The organism is Kribbella sp. CA-253562 (assembly GCF_050942265.1).
In the GTDB taxonomy this organism is placed as follows: Bacteria; Actinomycetota; Actinomycetes; order Propionibacteriales; family Kribbellaceae; genus Kribbella.
Window position 1 is genome coordinate 207,925 of sequence record NZ_CP192049.1, and the last position, 16,899, is coordinate 224,823.

Annotated in this window: 16 protein-coding genes; 11 read left to right on the forward strand and 5 right to left on the reverse strand. The window is 70.6% G+C overall.

Annotated elements, in window-relative coordinates; translation table 11 throughout:
- Nucleotides 1-17: 17 nt before the first annotated feature.
- From ACQPXM_RS01020 to ACQPXM_RS01035, 4 genes are read left to right on the forward strand one after another with little or no spacing between them, the layout of a single operon-like run.
- Nucleotides 18-1,070 (forward strand): ABC transporter substrate-binding protein, encoded by a 1,053-nt coding sequence (locus ACQPXM_RS01020; protein ID WP_432943754.1) that lies wholly within the window; start codon nucleotides 18-20, stop codon nucleotides 1,068-1,070.
- Nucleotides 1,067-1,918, forward strand: coding sequence for an ABC transporter permease (locus ACQPXM_RS01025; protein WP_432943756.1), 852 nt, complete (start codon nucleotides 1,067-1,069; stop codon nucleotides 1,916-1,918). Before ACQPXM_RS01020 ends, ACQPXM_RS01025 begins: the two co-directional genes overlap by 4 nt.
- Nucleotides 1,894-2,622, forward strand: a complete 729-nt coding sequence (locus ACQPXM_RS01030; protein WP_432943758.1) for an ABC transporter ATP-binding protein — start codon at nucleotides 1,894-1,896, stop codon at nucleotides 2,620-2,622. The genes ACQPXM_RS01025 and ACQPXM_RS01030 overlap by 25 nt, the downstream gene beginning before the upstream one ends.
- Complete coding sequence (locus ACQPXM_RS01035; protein ID WP_432943760.1) at nucleotides 2,619-3,956, forward strand: LLM class flavin-dependent oxidoreductase; 1,338 nt, start codon at nucleotides 2,619-2,621, stop codon at nucleotides 3,954-3,956. Before ACQPXM_RS01030 ends, ACQPXM_RS01035 begins: the two co-directional genes overlap by 4 nt.
- On the opposite strand, the gene ACQPXM_RS01040 is transcribed toward ACQPXM_RS01035, so the two are convergent.
- Nucleotides 3,953-6,004, reverse strand: coding sequence for a DUF4132 domain-containing protein (locus ACQPXM_RS01040; protein WP_432943762.1), 2,052 nt, complete (start codon nucleotides 6,002-6,004; stop codon nucleotides 3,953-3,955). The two genes, ACQPXM_RS01035 and ACQPXM_RS01040, sit on opposite strands and share 4 nt — an antisense overlap.
- A gap of 12 nt (nucleotides 6,005-6,016) precedes the next feature.
- A complete protein-coding gene (locus ACQPXM_RS01045) occupies nucleotides 6,017-6,961 on the reverse strand; it encodes a zinc-binding dehydrogenase (protein WP_432943764.1) in 945 nt (314 codons plus the stop codon).
- Between the two features lie 98 nt (nucleotides 6,962-7,059).
- Here ACQPXM_RS01045 and ACQPXM_RS01050 point away from each other — a divergent pair, with 98 nt between their 5' ends.
- From ACQPXM_RS01050 to ACQPXM_RS01060, 3 genes are all read left to right on the forward strand, one after another.
- On the forward strand, nucleotides 7,060-7,917 hold the full coding sequence (locus ACQPXM_RS01050; protein ID WP_432943766.1) for a glycerophosphodiester phosphodiesterase: 858 nt from the start codon (nucleotides 7,060-7,062) through the stop codon (nucleotides 7,915-7,917).
- A 207-nt stretch (nucleotides 7,918-8,124) separates the two neighbouring features.
- The gene (locus ACQPXM_RS01055; RefSeq protein ID WP_432943768.1) at nucleotides 8,125-8,541 is read left to right on the forward strand and encodes an ATP-binding protein; all 417 of its coding nucleotides are present in this window, start codon (nucleotides 8,125-8,127) and stop codon (nucleotides 8,539-8,541) included.
- A 47-nt stretch (nucleotides 8,542-8,588) separates the two neighbouring features.
- Complete coding sequence (locus ACQPXM_RS01060; RefSeq protein ID WP_432943770.1) at nucleotides 8,589-9,557, forward strand: DUF5926 family protein; 969 nt, start codon at nucleotides 8,589-8,591, stop codon at nucleotides 9,555-9,557.
- A gap of 213 nt (nucleotides 9,558-9,770) precedes the next feature.
- Here ACQPXM_RS01060 and ACQPXM_RS01065 read toward each other — a convergent pair whose 3' ends face one another.
- Nucleotides 9,771-10,967, reverse strand: a complete 1,197-nt coding sequence (locus tag ACQPXM_RS01065) for an arginine deiminase (RefSeq protein WP_432943772.1) — start codon at nucleotides 10,965-10,967, stop codon at nucleotides 9,771-9,773.
- Between the two features lie 203 nt (nucleotides 10,968-11,170).
- Here ACQPXM_RS01065 and ACQPXM_RS01070 point away from each other — a divergent pair, with 203 nt between their 5' ends.
- From ACQPXM_RS01070 to ACQPXM_RS01080, 3 genes are read left to right on the forward strand one after another with little or no spacing between them, the layout of a single operon-like run.
- Nucleotides 11,171-11,926, forward strand: a complete 756-nt coding sequence (locus ACQPXM_RS01070) for a glycosyltransferase family 2 protein (RefSeq protein WP_432943774.1) — start codon at nucleotides 11,171-11,173, stop codon at nucleotides 11,924-11,926.
- A complete protein-coding gene (locus ACQPXM_RS01075) occupies nucleotides 11,923-13,566 on the forward strand; it encodes a DUF2029 domain-containing protein (protein WP_432943776.1) in 1,644 nt (547 codons plus the stop codon). The genes ACQPXM_RS01070 and ACQPXM_RS01075 overlap by 4 nt, the downstream gene beginning before the upstream one ends.
- Before the next feature lie 10 nt (nucleotides 13,567-13,576).
- Nucleotides 13,577-13,894, forward strand: a complete 318-nt coding sequence (locus tag ACQPXM_RS01080; protein ID WP_432943778.1) for a cupin domain-containing protein — start codon at nucleotides 13,577-13,579, stop codon at nucleotides 13,892-13,894.
- 242 nt (nucleotides 13,895-14,136) lie between these two features.
- On the opposite strand, the gene larC is transcribed toward ACQPXM_RS01080, so the two are convergent.
- On the reverse strand, nucleotides 14,137-15,591 hold the full coding sequence (gene larC, locus ACQPXM_RS01085; RefSeq protein WP_432943780.1) for a nickel pincer cofactor biosynthesis protein LarC: 1,455 nt from the start codon (nucleotides 15,589-15,591) through the stop codon (nucleotides 14,137-14,139).
- Nucleotides 15,588-16,304, reverse strand: coding sequence for a nickel pincer cofactor biosynthesis protein LarB (gene larB / locus ACQPXM_RS01090; protein WP_432943782.1), 717 nt, complete (start codon nucleotides 16,302-16,304; stop codon nucleotides 15,588-15,590). Before larB ends, larC begins: the two co-directional genes overlap by 4 nt.
- A gap of 108 nt (nucleotides 16,305-16,412) precedes the next feature.
- Here larB and ACQPXM_RS01095 point away from each other — a divergent pair, with 108 nt between their 5' ends.
- A complete protein-coding gene (locus tag ACQPXM_RS01095) occupies nucleotides 16,413-16,898 on the forward strand; it encodes a DUF4446 family protein (RefSeq protein ID WP_432943784.1) in 486 nt (161 codons plus the stop codon).
- Nucleotide 16,899: the final 1 nt, after the last annotated feature.

Genomic DNA, 16,899 nt, shown 5'->3' on the forward strand with positions numbered 1-16,899 from the left:
CTGAAGAGGAAACGCTCATGCTGAAGAAAAAACTCGCCGTACTGGCCGGAGCCGCCGCGGCGATCACGCTGCTGGCCGGCTGCGGCGGTGCCGCCGAGGCCGGGGGCGGCCCGAAGCTCGCGCTCGACGCGGCGCTGCCGACGTCGGTGCCCGACGGCGTCAAGATCGTCGTCGGCGACCCCACCACGCAGAAGGCGCTCGAGCTGTCCGGGCAGCTCGGCAAGGTCTCGAAGTTCGTCCAGTTCGCCAACCTGAGCGGCGGTCCGCAGACCACCGAGGCGTTCCGGGCCAAGGCGCTCGACCTCGGCTCGGTGGCCGAGATCCCGCCGATCCACGCCACCTGGACCGGGCTGCAGGTGAAGATCGTCGCCTCCAAGTTCCGCCAGGACCCGCTGAACCATCCGATCTACCAGCTCGGTGTCGCCCCCGGGGTCGCGGTGAAGTCGCTGGAAGACCTGCGGGGCAAGAAGATCGCGTACAGCCCCGGTCAGGCGCAGGGCGCGCTCGTGCTCAAGGTGCTGAAGAAGGCGGGTCTGACCAAGGAGGACGTCGAGCTGGTCGAGCTGCCGAGCACCGGCGACATCTACCCGAACGCGCTGGCCGCCAAGCAGGTCGAGGTCGCCCCGATCGGCGGCGTCTCGATCAAGCGGTACCTGACCAAGTACGGCAAGGACGGCGCGACCACGATCCCGCACGGCATCCGCGACGACGCCGGTCACCTCTACACGCTGACCTCGTCGCTGGAGGACAGCGGCAAGGCCGCCGCGATCCGCGCGTACGTCGCGGCCTGGGGAGTCGCGCAGGAGTGGATCGACAAGCACCCCAAGGAATGGATCGAGGGCTACTACGTGAAGGACCAGGGCCTGACCACTGCCGACGGTCAGTGGCTGGTCGACAACGCAGGCCACCCCGAGATCACCGCCGACTGGAGCGCGGCGATCGCGCGGCAGCAGGAAACCATCGACCTGCTGTCCAAGGAGACCGGCAACAAGGAGATCAAGGCCGCCGACCTCTACGACCTGCGCTTCCAGCCGGTCGCGGTCGACGCGATCAAGGCGGCCGCCAAATGAGCGGGCAGGCGGCGACGCTCAGCGGCGTACGGGCTGAGCGCGAGCAAGTCACCACGCGGCCGGTACGGCGCCGGCGCCGGCTCGGGCCGGGCAAGCCGATCAGGTTCGGCGCGTTCGTCGGACCGCTCCTGCTGCTGGCGATCTGGTCCATCGGGTCGGCCGCCGGCTGGCTCGACCCGCGGATCCTCTCCGCGCCGTGGACCGTGGTCACCACCACCGGCGACCTGATCGCCGACGGGCGGCTGCAGTCCAACCTGCTCACGTCGACCCAGCGCGCCTTCGTCGGCCTCGGCCTCGGCATCGTGCTGGGCACCGTGCTCGCGCTGCTGTCCGGCCTGAGCCGGATCGGCGAGGCGGTGCTGGACGGCCCGATCCAGATCAAGCGGGCGATCCCGTCGCTGGCCCTGCTGCCGCTGCTGATCCTCTGGCTCGGCATCGGCGAGACGATGAAGGTCACCACGATCACCCTCGGGGTGTTCGTCCCGATCTACATCCACACCCACAACGGCCTGCGCACGATCGACAGCCGGTACGTCGAACTGGCGCAGACGGTCGGCCTGTCCCGCTGGACCTTCATCCGCAAGGTGGTGCTGCCGGGCGCGCTGCCGGGCTTCCTGCTCGGCCTGCGGTTCGCGGTGACCGGCGCCTGGCTGTCGCTCGTGGTGGTCGAGCAGATCAACTCCACCAGCGGGATCGGCTACATGATGGAGCTGGCCCGCACCTACGGGCAGACCGACATCATCATCGTCGGCCTGGTCCTGTACGGCGTACTCGGGCTGCTCTCCGACGGAGCCGTCCGCCTGATCCAGAGGAGGGCCCTGTCATGGCGACGCACACTGGCGGACTGACACTCAGCAAGGCCGTCGAGGTCCGCGGACTGGTCCGCTCGTACGGCGATCGCGCGGTGCTGGACGATCTCGACCTGAGCATCGCACCCGGCGAGTTCGTTGCCCTGCTGGGCAAATCGGGCTCCGGGAAGAGCACGTTGCTGCGGGCACTGGCTGGGCTGGATCACGACGTGAGCGGGACCGGTGAGCTGGTCGTCCCGGAGAACGTCTCGGTGGTCTTTCAGGACTCGCGGTTGTTGCCCTGGGCCCGCGTTCTGGACAACGTCGTCCTGGGGCTGCGCTCCGATGACGCCGGTGAGCGCGGCCGCAAGAGCCTGGCGGAAGTCGGCCTGGCGGGGCGTGAGAACGCCTGGCCGAACGAGCTGTCCGGGGGTGAGCAGCAGCGGGTCGCGCTGGCCCGCTCGCTGGTCCGGGAGCCCGCGCTGCTGCTCGCGGACGAGCCGTTCGGCGCGCTGGACGCGCTGACCCGGATCAAGATGCACGTCCTGCTGCGCAAGCTCTGCGCGGCACACCAGCCCGCCGTTCTGCTGGTCACCCACGACGTCGACGAGGCGATCGTGCTCGCCGACCGGGTGATCGTGCTGGACGAGGGCCGGCTGGTCGCCGAGGAGCGGATCGAGCTGGCCCCGCCGCGCAGTGCCGCCGATCCGTTGTTCGCCGCCGTTCGTTCCCGACTACTGGATGCCCTGGGGGTCTCGCTGTGAGCAGGCAGTTGCACCTGAACGCGTTCTTGATGAGCACCGGCCACCACGAGGCGTCGTGGCGACTGCCGGAGAGCAACCCGTTCGCGAACACCGACGTCGAGCACTACCGGGACCTGGCCCGGACCGCCGAGCGCGGCAAGTTCGACTCGATCTTCTTCGCCGACTCGCCGGTGCTGTTCAGTGACGTCGGGCGGCGCCCGGCGGGATCACTCGAGCCGACCGTGCTGCTCACGGCGATCGCCGCGGCGACCTCGCGGATCGGGTTGATCGCCACCGCCAGTACGACGTACAACGATCCCTTCAACCTGGCGCGCCGGTTCGCCAGCGTCGACCACGTCAGCGCCGGCCGGGCCGGCTGGAACGTGGTCACCACGGCCGGACCGGACGCGGCCAAGAACTTCAACCTGGCCGACCAGCCGGCGCACGCCGAACGCTACGAGCGGGCGGCGGAGTTCCTGGAGGTCGCCTTCAAGCTCTGGGACTCCTGGCAGGACGACGCCACGCTCGCCGACAAGGAGTCCGGCGTCTGGGGCGACAACGCGAAGGTCCAGGCGATCGAGCACGTCGGCCGGCATTTCCAGGTCCGCGGCCCGCTCAACCTGCCGCGCTCCCCGCAGGGCTATCCGCTGATCGTCCAGGCCGGCTCGTCGGAGGACGGCAAAGGCCTGGCCGCCCGGTACGCCGAAGCCGTCTTCACCGCGCAGCAGACGCTCGAGGACGCCCAGGCCTTCTACGCCGACCTCAAGTCCCGCACCGCCGCCCTGGGCCGCGACCCGGACGGGATCAAGATCCTGCCCGGCATCGTCCCGGTCATCGGCGCGACGGAGACCGAGGCCCAGGCGCTGGAGCGTGAGCTCGACGACCTGATCAAGCCCGAGTACGCCCGTCAGCAGCTCGCTCGCACGCTGCGGGTCGATCCTGAGGACCTGCCCTTCGACCAGCAGTTGCCCGCCGACCTGCCCGACGAGGACGAGATCGAGGGCGCCAAGAGCCGCTACACGCTCATCGTCACGCTGGCCCGTCGCGAGAACCTCACGGTCCGCCAGCTCATCGGCCGCCTCGGCGGCGGCCGCGGCCACCGAACCTTCACCGGCACGCCCGAGCAGGTCGCCGACGCCATCCAGCACTGGTTCGAGGCCGGTGCGGCAGACGGCTTCAACATCATGCCGCCCGTCCTGCCGTCGGGCCTGACCACGTTCACCGACCACGTTGTACCGGTCCTGCAGCACCGCGGGCTGTTCCGCTCCGAGTACACCGGCACCACTCTGCGCGACCACTACGGCCTGCCCCGCCCCGCCGGTCGAACCCTCGCGGTCGAGGAGGCGACGGCTTAGATCCCTCCGGCGATCACGCGCAAGTCGTGATACGTCTCCGACAGCAGCACGGGCGGTACGTCGCCCAGCCGGACGGCGGTGCGCCCGCCGTCCGGCTGGACCTGCCAAAAGCACAGGGCTCCCAGCCCGACCGTGCGGTTCTCCTCCGGCAGTGAGTTGCCACTGAAGGTCACCACCGCGACCAGTCCGATCGACGGGAACGGCTTCTCGTACTCGTCGAAGGACGGCCCGTCGAGCGTCTGCCCGCGCAGATAGCCGAGCTTGCGGGCCGTCGACCGCAGCGTGAACGCGAGCAGCTGCCGGCCTTCGAAGTCCGTCAACCGGTGGTCGTCCGCCCGCTTGTCGGGCAGCCGGTAGAGCTCCTTGCCGAACTGCTGGAACAGCGTGGCGATCTCGTAGTCGGCCAAGTAATGCTGCCAGCGCAGGCGGGTCTCGTCGTCGACGACGGCATCGTGGGCGATCGCGATCCGCGCGTCCGCCGGCAGCTCGACCACGTCGTCGTTCACATCGACGAGCCGCCCGTCGTCGAGCGGCCGGAACACCTGGTCGCTGGTCCAGACGAGCCGTTGAACGAGCTTGCGCATGACCGGGTGCTGGTTGAGGTGCTCCTGCCAGTCCTGGTACCGCCAGGTCCGCCCGGTGCACATGGCCTCGTACAGTCGCGCGGTCTGCACCTTGACCGTCTTCTTGTCCGGCTCCGTCGGAACAGAGCGGTCCGCCAGCTCGTCGGTCGTCCAGCCCTTGCGCGCGGCGAGCGCCTTGGCCTGCCGGGCCGCTTCTTCCTGCAGGCTCTTCGTCCGGAACCGGGTGCCGACCGACAATACGAGCTGCGTCGCCGCGGGATGGTCGATCCAGGCCAGCATCCCGATCAACGCCTTGCTCTGCGCGACGCGGACGCCGTACCACTCGTTCAGGTGCTGGTCGGCGAGCACGACCGAGCGTTGCCCACCGCACGCCGCGACAACGGCGAGCAGACCTTTCAGATTGATCACTGCTCCCCGGGCGATCCACCGTTCCAGCAGAAAGCAGGCGAAGTCCTCCCGTTCGGCGATCAACTTGCCGTACGACCGAACCAAGGCGTTCGGTTCTGGCGACTTGTTGTTCACCGCTTGGCAGACCACCCATTTCAGCAGCGACGGCGGAATCACCGCACCGGTGTCGGCCCAGTGCATCGGCGGCAGGTCCTCGAAACGCAGCCACTCGAGCCCTTTGGGCGTTGGAGTTTCCGGTGGACCGACCCGGTCGACGGGCGGCTCCGCCACCGGGCGCCCCAACCGCTCCAGCCAGCGCTCCGCCTCCGCCCGGACCTCGGCCGATCTATTGCTCAGGGCAACAATGATCCGGTCTTCGTGTCCACCGCCCAACGCGTCCTGCGCGAACCGCCGGGCGGACTTCCGTCGACCGAACGCCGCCTCGAACAACGCATCCACCGCCGACTCGGGAAGCTGCGGCAACGTCGCCAACGCCCGGTACGGCGCCTCCGGGTCGAACTGGGGATCCACTCCCGCCCGCACGAGCTCGAGCCACATCGGCAACGTCTCCAGCACAAACGGCGCAACGTCCTGGGCCGGCCACGTCGCCCCCAGCCCGCGATACGAACTGCGATATCGATCCACCACAAGCCGCGGCCCGTCCAGCCCCAGTGCATCGAGCAGCTGGGAGATCTCCAGAAGCGTGAGTCCGTCGACCGCGTGGATCCGGTCGTAGATTTCTCCGGCCAGCGCGGTGAGCAAGCGGCCGGTGTACGGCGGTCCGTCGGGCACCGCGCCGTACGCGCGCTCGAGCAGCACGCCCGCCTTGGCGAGCGCGACCGTCATCACCACCGGACCCAGCTCGGGAGCCGCCGCCAGGAACGGCTCCTCGACCCATGCCTCGGCCATGCCGGCGCGGCCCTTGGGCATGGTCGGGAGCCGCCCGGCCTCGACCGCCTGCAGGACCTCGGCCAGGTCCTCGGCGGTTAGCTCCGTGTCCGGCGCCCCCCACTCCTCCGGGAGCGCCGCGAGGTGCCTGGCGGTCTCGTCCCACAGTTCGCGCAATCGGTCGTTCATGAGCCGGTCAGGTCAGTCGATCCGGACGACCAGCTTGCCGACGGCTCCGCCGGTTTCCATCACCTGGTGGGCCTCCGCGATCTCGTCGAGGGCGAAGACGCGGTCGATGCGGATCGGCAGGCGACCGGTCGCGACCAGGTCGACGTAGTGCTGGAAGGTTTCGGCCGGCAGGTCGGAGCTTTCGCCGCCGTACGCGGTCAGGCGGACGCCGTTCGGGAGATAGCCGATCGGATAGAAGTCGGGGATCGTCCAGGTGTCGCTGAGCATGCCGGTGAAGCAGACCGTGCCGTGGACGCGGGTGGCGCGCAGGGTGTCGGGCAGCACGTTGGTGCCGACGAGTTCCAGGGCTGCGTCGACGCCCTCGTCCACCAACGGGTGATCGACGCCCAGGTCGTGGAGGACATCAAGCCGAGCCGGAGTGCGGGTGGTGGACAGCACCGTGAGGCCGTGTTCCTTGGCGAGGACGGCGGCCGCGAGGCCGACGGACGACGTACCGCCGCGGACCAGCAGGGACTGGCCGGGCTGGATCGCGAGGCCGGTGTGGAGTGAGCCGTGCGCGGTCTGGAGCATCTCGGGCAGCGCTCCGAGCGTGGCCCAGTCCAGGTCGGTTGTCACCGGGATGACCGAGGTCGCGGGCACGACCGTGTATTCGGCGTAGCCGCCGTCGTACGCGCGGCCCATGCCGCCCATCATCGCGACGACCTGGGTGCCGGCCGCGAACTCGCCTCCGGGGGCGAGGTCGACCGTCCCGGTCGCCTCGATGCCGGGGACGATCGGGAACACCGCGCCGGTCGCGAGCCCGGCCCGCAAGTGGTACTCGGAGCGGTTCAGCCCGAACGCCTCGACCTTGATCCGGACCCATCCCGGCGAGGGCTTCGGAACCGGCACGCGGCTGACCCGCAATTCCCCGGCGGCCACCGGCCCGGTCAGTACGACGGCGCGCATCAATTCGTCCACCGGGTCAGTCTCCGGTATTCCGAAAGGCGGCAACCGATTTCCCGCGGGGCGGCGTGGCTGGGTGACGGGTTCGGCGGCGGGCGTGCCAGAGTTGTGTCATGGCGAAACGCCCGAGCGTTGTTGCTCATCGCGGCGCGAGTGAGGTCAGCCCCGAGCACACGCTGGCGGCGTACCAGCGTGCGGTCACGGCGGGGGCCGACGGGCTCGAGTGCGACGTACGGCTCACCTCCGACGGTCATCTGGTCTGTGTGCACGACCGCCGGATCGACCGGACCTCGAACGGTCGCGGTGTGCTCTCCACGATGAGCCTGGAGGAGCTCGACGGGTTCGACTGGGGCTCGTGGAAGAACCCCTGGGCCGATCTCGACGACGAGGCCGAGCTGCCGAGTCCGGACCTGACCAAGGTGCTCACCCTCGACACGCTGCTGGCGACCGTCCGTGACGCCGGCCGGCCGATCGAGCTGGCGATCGAGACCAAGCACCCCACCCGGTACGCCGGGCTGGTGGAGCGGCGGCTGATCGAGGCGCTGGACCGGTACGGCTGGGCGCACCCGAAGGTGGGCAGCGAGTCGCCGGCCCGGGTGATGTCGTTCTCCTGGCTGTCACTGCGCCGGATGCGGGCGATGGCCCCCGGCGTACGGACGGTCCTGCTGATGGACCGGATCCCGCTGCGGTTCCGCGACGGCTCGCTGCCGACCGGCGTCTCCTACACCGGTCCGAGCCTGGAACTGGTCCTGGCGCACCCGGAGTACGTGGACCGCGCGCACAAGCACGGTCACCAGGTGCACGTCTGGACGGTGAACACCGCCGAGGACGTCCGGCACTGCCACGCGCTCGGCGTCGACGCGATCATCAGCGACCGCCCGGAGCTCGCGATGGCCACGCTGGCCGAGCATCCGGACCAGCCGCCGGCGCAGTCGCCCCGGACCCGCCGCCGGCTGACTCGGCGGCGCTGAACAAATCTCCGGAGTTTGTTCCGCGATGGTGTGATCAAGTGAATGCGCTGCGTGATTCCGATGTTCAATTCTGTCGCTTTTGTCACGGTTTCCCCACAACGACTGTGATCTTGTCCGTGACTGTGTAACAGAACTCTCTCCGGTGTTTTCAAGGTCGTGATCATGGGCAGATGTGCTAGTGCTGTGCTGAGACCGAGGAGACCCTGCTTGTCCTCTGCGACCTTGCCCGCCGACGTGAGCGTCGTCGACGTCGTCCTACCGCACGAAGTGTCCGCGGTAGCGGCTGCGCGCCGGCGCCTTCAGGAGTACCTGACGCGGGCCCGGGTCGCCGGGGGCACCTGCGACGACGCCCAACTGGTGCTGTCCGAGCTGCTCTCCAACGCGATCCGGTACGCGCCCGCCTTGCCGACCGGCGACGTCCGCGCGGCCTGGTGGATCGACAAGGCCGGCGTGCACCTGGAGGTCACCGACGGCTGCGGCGAGACCGAGCCGCAGCGGGTCACCGAGGCGCACCCCGAGTCGATCGGCGGCCGCGGCCTGGCGATCGTCGACGTGCTCACCTCCGACTGGGGTGTGCGCACCGCCGAGAAGCAGCGCACCGTGCACGCCGTCGTCCCGCTCTGATCCGCTCGGACTAACCCCGAGCGGGCAGATCCTGCAAGACTGCGGCCATGGGAAAGAAGTCGCGCAACCGCGCCAAGAACACGACTACCGTCGAACTCGACCCGGCCGACCTGGTCGACGTCGGCCCGCGGGAACCCTGCCCGTGCGGTTCGGGCAAGCGGTTCAAGCAGTGCCACGGCAAGGACCGGGCACAGGCCGCCGACGCGTTCGTGGTCCGGCCGTTCGAGGGCCTGCCGGCCGAGTGCGACCTGATCGCCTTCCGCGAGATCGTCCCGGCCGGTACGGCGGAGGTGACGCTGGCCGGTGAGCACCAGGGCAAGAAGGTCACCCTGGTCACCCTGCTGCCGATGGCGATGCCGGGCCTGGTCCGCGACGACGAGTCGATCTGGATCGGTCTGCAGACGCACGCCTCGACCGGTGACCCGAGCCGCGACGTCGCGCACGCGATCACCGCGGCGCTGGCGACCGAGCCGGGCAACCCGATCCAGCTCGGCGACCTGCTCAAGGACGGCCCGCGCCTGCAGGACCTGATCGACACCACGCAGCCGATCGTCGCCAAGGTGCACGAGGGCTTCGACTTCTGGGTCGGCGAGAACGTCGAGGACCCGACCGGCGAGGTCGCCGCGGGACTCGAGCGGGCGAACCAGGCCGCCGCCCCGACCGTCCGGCTGGAGTCCGTCGAGGCGGCGTACTGGACGCAGATCGGCGACCGCCGGTACCTGCGCTGGGTGATGCCGCACAGCGAGGACGACCTGCTGAACGCGCTGGCCCGGCTGCACGCGGCGGGTTCGTCGGCGCTGGTCGACGGCAGCCGGCTGATCGGTTCGTTCCGCGCGCTCGGTGTGCTCGCGCCGGTGTGGGAGCTGCCGGCCGACACCGAGGCCGCGGACCTGGAGAAGCCCGCCGCGGACTTCCAGACCGCGCTCGACAAGGCGCTGAAGACCACCACCCCGCTCAGCACCGAGGAGCGCGCGGCCAAGGCCGGACTGGCCAGCCGCCAGCTCACCATCCGCTGACGCACCGAACAAGCGAAGGGCCCGCACCGGTGAGGTGCGGGCCCTTCGTCGTACAACCTCGTGAGGGTGGATATCGCCTCACGAACGTGGACGGCCCAAGTCCTGCTGACGGGGGAGCAACAGGGCCTGGGCCTAGGCATGAAGAGTACTCACAACCGGGCCCCTCGACAACCCCCGATTTCACTCCGCGTGTCGCTGACCTTACTTGCGCCTTCAACCAGCGATCGGGTCACGCAGCACCGGGCAGGACATGCAGCGCGGGCCGCCCCGGCCGGAGCCCAGCTCGGAGCCGGAGATCCGGATCACCTCGATCCCGGACTCCTCCAGCCGGGCGTTGGTCTCGACGGTCCGTTCGTACGCGATGCAGACCCGGGGCGCGAGCGCGAGAGTGTTGTTGCCGTCGTCCCACTGCTCGCGCTCGGCGGTGACCGGGTCCAGCCCGGTGTCGATCCGGCGCAGGGTGTCGATCCCGAGCGCCTTCGCCGCCGCGACCAGGAACGGCTCGGGCTCGGCCACGTGCAGGTGCTCGCCGTCGGCGGTGACCGCGAGCGCCCGCATCTCCTCGGCCATGTTCGGATACATCAAAACGGCGTCGACGTCGACCATCGTGCAGACCGTGTCCAGGTGCATGGTGGCGCGCTGCTGCGCGATCGGTACGGCGAGCACGGTGTGCGCGAGGTCCTTGGCGAACACCCGGCGCGCGAGCCGCTCCACCCCGGCCGGCGTGGTCCGTTCCCCGACCCCGACCGCCAGTACGCCGGGGCCGAGCGCCAGCACGTCGCCACCCTCGACGTGCTCGAGCTGGTGGTCGTACACCTTGCCGGCGCCGGCGAAGCGCGGGTGGAAGCGGTAGATCAGCTCGGTCAGCTGGGTCTCGCGGACCCGCGCGGGCATCGCGAGCGAGGTGACCGCGACCGAGTCCCGGATCCAGACGCTGGAGTCGCGGGTGAACAACAGGTTCGGCAGAGGGTCGATCAGGAAGTCCTCGTCGGCCAGCAACGAGGTGACCAGTCCGCCGGCCCGGACCTCGTCGTTGCGGACGCCGGCCATCAGGGCCTCGGCGAGCTGTTCGGGATCGAGCGCGGTCAGCGCGGCGCGCAGGTAGTCGCGCAGGGTGTCGCCCAGCCGCAGGTCCTCGATCGCGCCGGAGACCGCGGTGGCCCGGGCCTCGGGATCGGCGAGCGCCTCGGTCAGCAGCCGGCCCAGGTACAGCACCTCGACGTCGCGGTCCCGCAGAGCCTGGGCGAACGCGTCGTGCTCGTCCTGCGCGCGGCCGACCCAGGGGATGCCGTCGAAGAGCAGCTTGTCGTTGTTGCGCGGGGTCAGCCGGCGGAGCTCGTTGCCGGGCCGGTGCAGCATCACCGTGCGCAGCGGGCCGACCTCGCTGTCGACGCCATACGTCTCAGTCATGCCTGTCCCTCTCGTCGCAGTTCCCGGTGCCGTCCACGCTACGGCAGCCCGGTGCCCGCCGTACCGAAGAATGAATCTGTCTGATTGTCCGACAATCTTTGGTCGAACGCCAACCGGAGCCGATCCTTCGAAAGAACGAGATGTCCACAGCCGGTGGGTGCGGAGGACGGCGATCGGCTCAGGAGCAATTAGGCTGCGGTGCTGTGTCCGGGAATGATCAGCCGTCGGTCGAGCAGCAGCGTGGTGTCGCCTGCGTGATTCCGGCGAAGGACGAGTCCGCGCGGATCGCGGCCACCGTGGACGCCGTCCGCAAGATCGTCGGCGTCGACCTGGTCGTCGTGGTCGACGACGGGTCCACCGACGCCACCGCGGCGGAGGCCGAGCGGGCCGGTGCGGTGGTCGTCCGGCACGAGCGCAACCGGGGCAAGGCCGCGGCGATGGAGACCGGCGCCGCGGAGGTCGCGCGGCGCGACGGGGCCCGCGCGCGGCACCTGCTGTTCCTGGACGCCGACCTGACCGACACGGCGACCGGCGCCGAGCCGCTGATCGCGCCGGTGCAGGACGGGAAAGCCGACATGACGATCGGGACGTTGCCGGCGCAGATCCGCTCGGACGGCAGCAAGGCCGGCGGGCGCGGCTTCGTCGTCCGGCTGGCGCGGGACGGGATCGCGCAGGCGACCGGGTGGACGCCGGAGCAGCCGTTGTCCGGTCAGCGCTGCCTGACCCGTGCGGCCTTCGACGCCGCGCTGCCGCTGGCGAGCGGATTCGGCGTGGAGACCGCCCTGAGTATCGATCTGGGACGCAAGGGTTTCCGTATCGTCGAGGTGCCGATCGACGTCCGGCACCGGGCCACGGGGACCGATCTGCGCGGCCAGTTGCACCGCGGCCGCCAGTTCCTGCACGTCCGCCGGGCGCTGGCCGCTCGCAGCGCGCTGCCCGCGCGGAAGCCGGCCCGATGAGCACCGACCGCCCCACCCCGAGCACCGACGACCTCACCACGAGCGCCGACGAGCCCACCCCGGGCGCCGGCGAAGCCGACACGAGCTCCGGCGAAGGTGTTCCGGGTACCGACCAGCACATTGCCCGCGCGAACCGCGACGGGCGTCGCGCCGTCGGCCTGTACCTGATCTCCACCGCCCTGATCGTCGCCGTCGGCCTGCTCGGCCCCTCGGTCGTCGTGCTCACGCTGACCAACCGCCACGCCTGGCTCCCGTCGTACTGGTTCGACACCAAGCCGAACGACTGGCTGGTGACGGTGATGATCTACGTCGCGATCCTGCTCGGTGGCTACGGCGTCTATCTGGCGACCCGGGCCCTCAAGCACGGCTGGGCTCCCCGCGTCCAGCGATTGGTTGCCCTAGGCATCGGTACGACGGCGGCGATCACGCTGGTCCCGCCGATGGCATCGGGCGACGTCCTGATCTACGCGGCGTACGGACGGATCATGTCGCTCGGCGGCAACCCGTACACGACCGCGCCGGCCGACACGATCCGGCTCGGCTACGACCCGGTGATCGCCGCGACCGAGCGGCCGTGGCAGGGCGCGCGCAGCGTCTACGGCCCGATCGCGACCTGGATCCAGTGGTTCTCCTCCTGGGTCGGCGGCGACTCGATGCAGTTGACCGTCTGGATGCTGCAGCTGACGGTCGCGGTCAGCCTGGTCGTCTCCGGCCTGCTACTGCTCAAGCTGGTCGGGCCCGATCTGGTGAACCGCCGCCGGATCGCGATGCTCGCGCTGGCCAACCCGCTGCTGCTGTGGACCGTGCTGGCCGGTGCGCACAACGACGCGATCGCGGTGATGTTCGCGGTGGTCGCGCTGGTGCTGTTCCGCCGGCACGTGTTCGCGGCCGGCATCATGCTCGGCGTCGCCGGCTGCACCAAGCTCTCGATCGGCCTGGTCGGCGTCGCGATGCTCTGGTCGCTGCGGGCGGACCGGCGGCGCGCGCTGATGTTCTGCCTCGGCGGCGGCCTCTCGATGGCCGGCCTGTACGCGGTGGTCGGCCTGCAGGCGTTCCAGCAGGCCCGGTCCCAGACGTCGTTCATCTCCACCGGTACGCCGCACAAGGTGATCTTCAGCCTGTTCGACCTGTTCCTGCCCGGCGCGCTGGTCCGGACCGTGATCGGGATCCTCGCCTGGGTCGGGCTGGTGATCGTCGCGATCCTGCTGTCGCAGGTGTTCCCGAAGTCGCTGGTCCCGCAGACCCACCCGGACGATCCGACCCCGGCCGCGATCCGCTACACCGCGATCTACGCGGTCGCCTGGCTGCTGACCGCGATGTACACGCTGCCCTGGTACGACCTGATCGCTTGGACGGCGCTGGCCGCCGTCGCGGCGTCGAAGTTCGACAAGCTGATGGTGATCCGGACGACGATGCTCGCGATCGCCTACGTGCCCGGCCGCGACCCCAACGCGCGGCAGGTCGCGGCCTCGCTGTCGGACTCGCTGGAGTGGTTCAGCACCCGGCTGCGCGACACCGTCACCCCGGCGGTCGAGCTCGCGGTCCTGATCGCGCTGATCGTCTGGGCCCGGCGCGGAGGCGCCCAGTGGTGGCCGTACGACTGGCCGAAGCGCAAGACGAAAGCCGCGCAGAAGGCCTAGTCTCGGCCGGATGCAGAAGCTTGTGGGGGCGGGGCAGTATCAGACCGCGGAGCCGAACCATTTCGCCGAGCACCTGCGGACCGAGTCGCTGTCGGTCGGCACGTACTCGATCCCGGCCGGCGGCGTCGACGACCAGGCGCCGCACCGCGAGGACGAGATCTACCTGGTGACGGCCGGCCGGGCCGCGATCGTGACGCCGGACGGCAAGGAGCCGGTCGGCCCCGGCGACGTGCTGTTCGTGGCGGCCGGGGAGCCCCACCACTTCGCCGACGTCACCGAGGACCTGGCCCTGCTGGTCTTCTTCGCCCCGCCGTACTCCGGCCGCTGAGCACCCCCCAAGACTGGGTGTTTCCCCGACGCTATGGTCACCGTAGTTCGGCATCGCCGGCGAGTTCGGCCAGCGCACCCCTACGACGTTCACGGTCCAGCTCGGAGCCGCGTTCGCCTGGGCGCATCCGCCTGGGCGCATTTCGTGGGTCAACCCAGCAGTTGACCCGTTGGCCAACGGAAATCGGGTGGGCCAACGGGCCATTTGATGGGTTGACCCACCAAATGGCCCGCACGGACGGATCAGCCCCAGAGGTCGTGGCCGGCGGCGATGGCCTGGGCCAGCACCGACTTGACCGGCTTGTCGAGTGCGGTGGCCGCGGTGACGACATCCTCGTACTCGGGTTGCACGTTGACCACCTGACCGCCGTACCGGGCGATCTTCACGTGGATCCGCTGTCCGCTGACCTCGACGCTGGCGAACTCCCGGTCCGCGGCGTGCTTGCGGATCGGGAACTCGCGCAGCCCGATCGCGGACGTCTCGGTCAGGATCACCGACCGGACCACCTCGGCGTTCGGGCTGCTGACCAGCACGGACAGCGTGTGCGCCGGACGGCCCTTTTTCATCAGGATCGGGGTCAGCCAGGCGTCCGCCGCCCCGGCCTGCAGCAGGCGCGCGAGCACCTGCGGCCAGATCCGCGGGTCGAGGTCGTCGACGTTGGTCTCGTAGACCAGCTCGGTCGCGGGCTGGGCGATCGACTCGCCGATCACCACGCGGACGATGTTCGGCACTTCGATCGGGTCGCGCCCGCCGGCCCCGACCCCGGTCTGCAGGATCCGCACCGGCGGCATCAGCCCGAACTCGTCGGCCAGCGTCGCCAGCAGCGCGGCGCCCGTCGGCGTGGTCATCTCGTACGGCGCCGTGCCGCCGACCACCGGCGCCTCCGCCTCCCGCAACAGGTGCAGCACCGCCGGACCGGGGATCGGGATCCCGCCGTGCTGGCCGCGGACCTGCCGCCCACCGCCCAGCGCGATCGTCGACACCACGATCCGGTCCAGCTCGAGCGACACCGAAGCAGCCGCGACCCCGACGATGTCGGCGATCGCGTCCAGCGCGCCGACCTCGTGGAAGTGCACGGCGTCCGGCTCGACCCCGTGCGCCGCGGCCTCGGCCCGCGCCAGCCGCGCGAAGGTGTCGAGCGCCCGATCGCGGACGGCAGCGTCCAGCCCGGCGCTCTCGATCACCCGCCGGACCTCGGCCCAGCTCCGCGTGGGACCACCCGACCCGGCCTCATGCCCGTGTCCGTGCCCGGTGCCGTCATGCCCGGCGTCGCCGTGCCCATGCCCATGTCCATGCCCATGCCCGTGACCCTCGTCCTCGCCGCTCGCGGCGGTGGGGAGGGAGGAGGAGGCGGGCGCCCCCACGCTCTGGGCCGACCCGGCTGCGCCGGCCGCCTGACCCAGCGCCGCGTCGGCGATCTCGGCCGCCTCACCGGGCGGCGCGTCCCCTGCCCAGCCGACCTCCGCGTACGCCGCGTTCGGGTCGTTCTCCGGATGCGGCTGCTCGTTGACGAAAACCGACGCCTTGGTGGCCGCGATCTGATGCCTCAGCGCCGACTCCACCCGCACCGACAGCGACCGGTCGACCGCCGCCACCGCCGCGTTCACCATCGCCAGGTCCGCCCCGGCGTCCAGGAACGCGCCGAGCAGCATGTCGCCGGACGCGCCGGCCGAGCAGTCGATCCAGGCGACTCTCACGGGGTCTTCACCTCCGCCGGTGCCGCGCGCCGCGCGACCCGGGCCGCGAACACCCCGGCGCCGAATCCGTTGTCGATGTTCACCACCGTCACCCCCGGCGCACACGAGTTGAGCATGCCGAGCAGCGCCGCGACCCCACCGAACGAGGCCCCGTAGCCCACCGACGTCGGTACGGCGACCAGCGGTACGCCGGTCAGGCCGCCGACCACGCTCGGCAGCGCGCCTTCCATCCCAGCGACCACGATCAGGCAGTCGGCGTTCGCGAGCCGCTCGCGGACCCCGAGGATCCGGTGCAGGCCGGCCACGCCGACATCGGTGATCAGGTCGACCCCGGCGCCGAACACCCGGGCCGTCGTGGCGGCCTCGGCGGCGACCGGCGCGTCCGACGTACCGGCGGAGACGACGGCGACGGTGCCGCTCGCGGGCGGCAGTGTGCCGAGCATCGCGGTCCGGCCGACCGGGTCGACGACCGCGTCGGGCAGCTCGGAGCTGACGAGCTCCTGGGCTTCCGGCGACAGACGGGTCGCGAGCGCGGCGCGGCCGGCATGGGTGGCGTGCAGGGTACGGAGCAGCTCGACGATCTGGGCCGGCGTCTTGCCCGCGCCGTACACCACCTCGGCGTCGCCGGTGCGCTCCAGTCGATCGGTGTCGAGCCGGGCGTAACCGAGATCGTGCACGCCGGGCAGAGGTCCGGGATCAGGCTGATGAGTCACGCTGCGAATCTACGTCGCCCCACCGGGTTCCGCCGATTCGAGGCCGACCGGTGAGCCACGCGGACACGGAGAGCGGCTGACAAACCACTCAACCGTTAGGCTGCGGGCGTGTCCTCGACGTTAGCCGGTGTCTTCGCGATCGCCGCACTCTTCGTGGCGGTGCTCGCCCTCGTCTTCGCCGTCCAGGCGTTGCGCGGGCAGAGCAAGGACGCGGCGCCGCTGACGCCACCACCGCCGGAGCCGCCGCCGCTGCCGGAGCCCAAGCCGGGCACGGTCGGGGCGGAGTTGCGCCGGCTGGGCCAGGAACTGCAGGACGCCCGCACCCAGCTGCGGCAGAACCTGCAGCACCTGGCCGTCGTCCGGTACGACGCCTTCGGCGACATGGGCGGCCGGATGTCGTGGTCGGTGGCACTGCTGGACGACAACGGCGACGGCGTCGTGCTGACCTCGATCAACAGCCGCAACGACGCCCGCTCCTACGCCAAGGAGGTCAAGGCGTTCGAGAGCGAGGTCAAGCTGTCGCCGGAGGAAGAGGAAGCCCTCGAGACGCTGCGCAAGCAGGCCGCGCCGGAGACGCCCGAGCCGCAGGCCTGAC

What these genes read in the sequence shown, in the direction of transcription:
- ACQPXM_RS01020 (WP_432943754.1), top strand. Translation starts at nt 18, where the DNA reads ATGCTGAAGAAAAAACTCGCCGTACTGGCCGGAGCCGCCGCGGCGATC.
- ACQPXM_RS01025 (WP_432943756.1), top strand. Translation starts at nt 1,067, where the DNA reads ATGAGCGGGCAGGCGGCGACGCTCAGCGGCGTACGGGCTGAGCGCGAG.
- ACQPXM_RS01030 (WP_432943758.1), top strand. Translation starts at nt 1,894, where the DNA reads ATGGCGACGCACACTGGCGGACTGACACTCAGCAAGGCCGTCGAGGTC.
- ACQPXM_RS01040 (WP_432943762.1), bottom strand. Translation starts at nt 6,004, where the DNA reads ATGAACGACCGATTGCGCGAACTGTGGGACGAGACCGCCAGGCACCTC.
- ACQPXM_RS01050 (WP_432943766.1), top strand. Translation starts at nt 7,060, where the DNA reads ATGGCGAAACGCCCGAGCGTTGTTGCTCATCGCGGCGCGAGTGAGGTC.
- ACQPXM_RS01060 (WP_432943770.1), top strand. Translation starts at nt 8,589, where the DNA reads ATGGGAAAGAAGTCGCGCAACCGCGCCAAGAACACGACTACCGTCGAA.
- ACQPXM_RS01065 (WP_432943772.1), bottom strand. Translation starts at nt 10,967, where the DNA reads ATGACTGAGACGTATGGCGTCGACAGCGAGGTCGGCCCGCTGCGCACG.
- ACQPXM_RS01075 (WP_432943776.1), top strand. Translation starts at nt 11,923, where the DNA reads ATGAGCACCGACCGCCCCACCCCGAGCACCGACGACCTCACCACGAGC.
- ACQPXM_RS01080 (WP_432943778.1), top strand. Translation starts at nt 13,577, where the DNA reads ATGCAGAAGCTTGTGGGGGCGGGGCAGTATCAGACCGCGGAGCCGAAC.